The following is a 3341-nucleotide window of genomic DNA, read 5'->3' as shown; positions in this document are numbered from 1 at the left end:
GGTAACTATTCAGTAAACCACGTAGCAGTAGCAGGAGCTATAAACTTGTGATAACCCCGACAGTATTTTTCAGTTCCCGATACTCTTCGTTAAATCTTTTTCGTATGCCGCTGCCATAAGTAATATTATAGGTAGTTATCAAACTGTCATAAATGATTTTACCTTCAAAGGGAAGAAGGACCGCCTTCGAATAAAGAGGCAGGGCATAAGAAGGAAACAGTTCCTCAATGTGACTGGCTATGCCGACTACACCATAGAGCTTGCCGTTACCCATGAAAACAGAGTAGTTCTTCAGGTGTTTGTAGATTAGAAAATCACCAATGACCCTCTTTCTCCAGCTCACCACCAGTGATAGTTCCCGCTCAGAGAAGCAAAGAGGGTTATCGGTGACTATACGGTTGATAATATCATCGCTTTCCCAAAGCTTGTCGCGGACCGGCATAATCGCGGTGGGGTCGACGTCATCAGCACCGGACGTATTTTTAAGCCCGGGTACCACCTGGTAGCAGCCATTGGTGTAATCGATCAGTTTAAAGAATACTTCATAGAACCAGACCGTATCTTCCCTGGTCAGCTTCATCGGCCAACCTCTCCAATCTGCGTAAATTGCGGGTGACTTGCTAAAATCATTCGTAAATATAATTAACACCAGCCGGCCATCTTCGTTAATCACTATAACAAAAAAAAGCGTCCCTTGGAAGGATACGCCGATAATAAAAGCAAGGTTAAACCAGAAACATGCGAAAGTTTTTATCAAGAGGGTAGAGATAGATATCCTTTACCGGTACCTTGTGTTTATGAAACCTGTCCAGTTTACCCCGGCCCTGGGTGGCGCCGACATAAATCCAGTTGGCCGCCTTGTAACAGGTACCGGCAAAACGATCTTTCTCAACAAAAGTCTCCATGAGCACCGGCCTGTAGCCATAGACCTCCTGCCAGTCCAGAGGCAACCTTTTAGCACAGAGAGACAGGATCTTTGAGGCAAGGTGTTGGCATCGCACCCAGGGCAGGATCAGAAAGCGGGAGTTACCGACCAAAAGATGCAGATTTTGCACCCGGCGCTCTGCGCTCCAGCCGATCCAGGCGTCCCTGGGCCCCACCTTCCAGGCTGCGGCAGAAAACCCGATGGCGCATAGATAGCCGGCCGGCGAGTTGATCAGATACCGGAGCTGGGCGCCCGGCAAGGGAGTGTAGCCAAGGTAGTGATATCGGTCGATAAGCTCGTTCCAGAGGGAGGAGTCCTTTTTAGAAGCAACCCGCTTTAGTTCCAGGGGTAGCAGGGACTGCAGCTGTCCGGCGATGTTTTCTTTAACCTCGCCCTGCTTCGTCCGGCGGGAGAATTTCTGCCCGTTGCCATTGGTTGTCCTGGGCTCCGGCAGGGTGATCAGACCGCAGCGGTGCAGCCTTAAGAGCAACACCCGGCAGCTCATGTCTTTGAGACCTCCGTCCGGCTTGCGCCATGACCAGGCCAGACAGACATCCCGTGAGATCTGCGCACGGGTGGCGGATGGATTAGCATCAATAATCCGGCGGATTATTTCCAGGTCAGCAAGGCTAAGGAGCTTGCCGCAGATAGTCCGGGGGAAGTCAGCCAGTTGCAGCATGATGCTTCCCCCCGGTGCGCATGCCATATTTCCGGATGATCTCCTCCGGAATGTTCCAGGGAAGATAGCGTTCCAAATGAGGCGGCGCTCCATTGCACCCGGCGCAGGCGTCCAGGTAATACCTGAGATAAGCCTCGACATCGAGGTCATGTTTTGCTGCCGTCTGCAAGACGGACATGGAGTAGGCCAGCAGGTTGCCGCTCCATACGGAGTGCGTTCCATAATAGTTTTTACGCCCCAGTGCGGCAGGCCTTAACATACGCTCGGCCAAATTGTTGTCCATGGGCACATAGGGGTTATCGACAAAGACCGTCAGCCCATCCCAGTGTTTCAGAGCGCTATGCAAAATCTTTCGCTGCTGCCAGTGGAGGCTGGGATCTGCCAGTTCGGCACTAATCGAATTCAGCATTGATTCCAGGGCGCTTTCCAGTTGCTCATTCGCGGCAGCAAAGAGTTCCGGTTTATCCAATACGGCCAGCCGCTCATCATTCAGGCGGTAGATGGCGGAAATCCTTGATACCCAAAGCTCCGCCCATGCTTTGAGGGCATTAAGAGATTTACCGGCATCAACGAAATCCCGACGGAAGTGAGACCAGCAGAGCGCCCTGACCAATCCCTCAATGAGAGCTGCCAGCTTGCCGTAGGCGGAAAACCGGTCGCAGCTGACAATGCCCCTGGCATCCTCGCCGAAATGTTTCCGGGGGACATCACTGGAGCGGGACTGATCAAGGACAAACACCACCGTCATGGGCGAGACAAAGACCCACAGCCACCAGTGCCAGCCCTGTTTGCCGCTCGCCTGGACAAAGTTCATCCAGCCGGTCTCGTCAACATGCCATTGGCTTTCGCTGCGATTGATTTCCGCCAGCAAGAGATAGAGGGGATAAAGGAGCGGTTCCAGCTTTTGGAGCATGCCGGTCAAGGCGCCCTCACTGATTGCCAATCCCTGCATCCGCATAATCGTGACCATCCGGTGCAGGGGAATCTGGAAAAAGAATTTCATGATCAGGATATGGGCCAGAAAAGCGTTGGAGAATTTCCCCTTGGGTATGACCTGAGGCGGTTTACCGGCAGTCACAGCTCTGGGGCCGGGGCAGTTGCAAGTGCTGAAGGCCTTCTTGCGTACATGCTTCTTGCATACGAACCTTGTTTCATAGTCAATCTCGTAAGAGACTTCATCAAGGGTTGTGATCCTCCGGGGTTTTCCACAAATAGGACAATACATCTGATCATCCGGGATCTCGTGAATTACTTCTACCTCGGGAAGGTCGGGAATCTTGCGTCCGTGTCCCTTGTGGCCAAATCTGGCGCCTCGCTTCTTGTCCGGAGCTGGCACAGAATTATTGACGCTATCATGATCATTCGTTTTCTGATCATTTGTAGGCTCCGGCGATTTTTCCGATGAACGGCCAAAAAGAGAGCTATTACGCTTATTGAGCAAGGCTTTTAGACGATCATAATCCTCCGCCAGTTGGACCTTTTCTCTCTGGAGTTGCTCTATTTCAGTGTTCAGACGCTCTATGACGCTATCCCGTTGCCTGACAATGGGGCAATTAGGAAAGGAACAATTAGTGGCGGTGTAAGGCTGATTAAGCTTTTGTTGAAGGCAGGTTGAAGTGTTCATGTCCTGATTATGCACTAAAAAAAGAGCTGTGTCCAGCCCTTCAGTAAAACTTTTTAATCTTGTGTTAGATTATCAACAAAAAAAAAGGGTGGGCTGGTTCACTGAATACTTAC

At 51.2% G+C, this 3341-nt stretch carries 3 protein-coding genes; all 3 read right to left on the bottom strand.

All coding sequences use genetic code 11. The features are described 5' to 3' along the window. Positions 1–37 precede the first annotated feature (37 nt). Complete coding sequence (locus Psch_RS20950; protein WP_190259017.1) at positions 38–580, bottom strand: hypothetical protein; 543 nt, start codon at positions 578–580, stop codon at positions 38–40. A 145-nt stretch (positions 581–725) separates the two neighbouring features. After that, positions 726–1604: a DUF4338 domain-containing protein gene (locus Psch_RS20945; protein ID WP_243124188.1), complete on the bottom strand. Its 879-nt coding sequence runs from the start codon at positions 1602–1604 to the stop codon at positions 726–728. Further along, positions 1588–3228 carry an IS66 family transposase gene (gene tnpC, locus Psch_RS20940; RefSeq protein WP_190259019.1) on the bottom strand — a complete coding sequence of 547 codons (1641 nt, stop codon included), beginning with the start codon at positions 3226–3228 and terminating at the stop codon, positions 1588–1590. Before tnpC ends, Psch_RS20945 begins: the two co-directional genes overlap by 17 nt. Positions 3229–3341: the final 113 nt, after the last annotated feature.

This window comes from Pelotomaculum schinkii (genome assembly GCF_004369205.1).
In the GTDB taxonomy this organism is placed as follows: domain Bacteria; phylum Bacillota; class Desulfotomaculia; order Desulfotomaculales; family Pelotomaculaceae; genus Pelotomaculum_C; species Pelotomaculum_C schinkii.
The sequence above is the reverse complement of the archived record's forward strand: the minus strand, read 5'-3'. Positions and strand labels throughout refer to the sequence as shown.

Excerpts from the sequence above, each read along its gene's own strand:
- Psch_RS20950 (WP_190259017.1), bottom strand. The coding sequence starts at position 580 with ATGAAGCTGACCAGGGAAGATACGGTCTGGTTCTATGAAGTATTCTTT.
- Psch_RS20945 (WP_243124188.1), bottom strand. The coding sequence starts at position 1,604 with ATGCTGCAACTGGCTGACTTCCCCCGGACTATCTGCGGCAAGCTCCTT.
- tnpC (WP_190259019.1), bottom strand. The coding sequence starts at position 3,228 with ATGAACACTTCAACCTGCCTTCAACAAAAGCTTAATCAGCCTTACACC.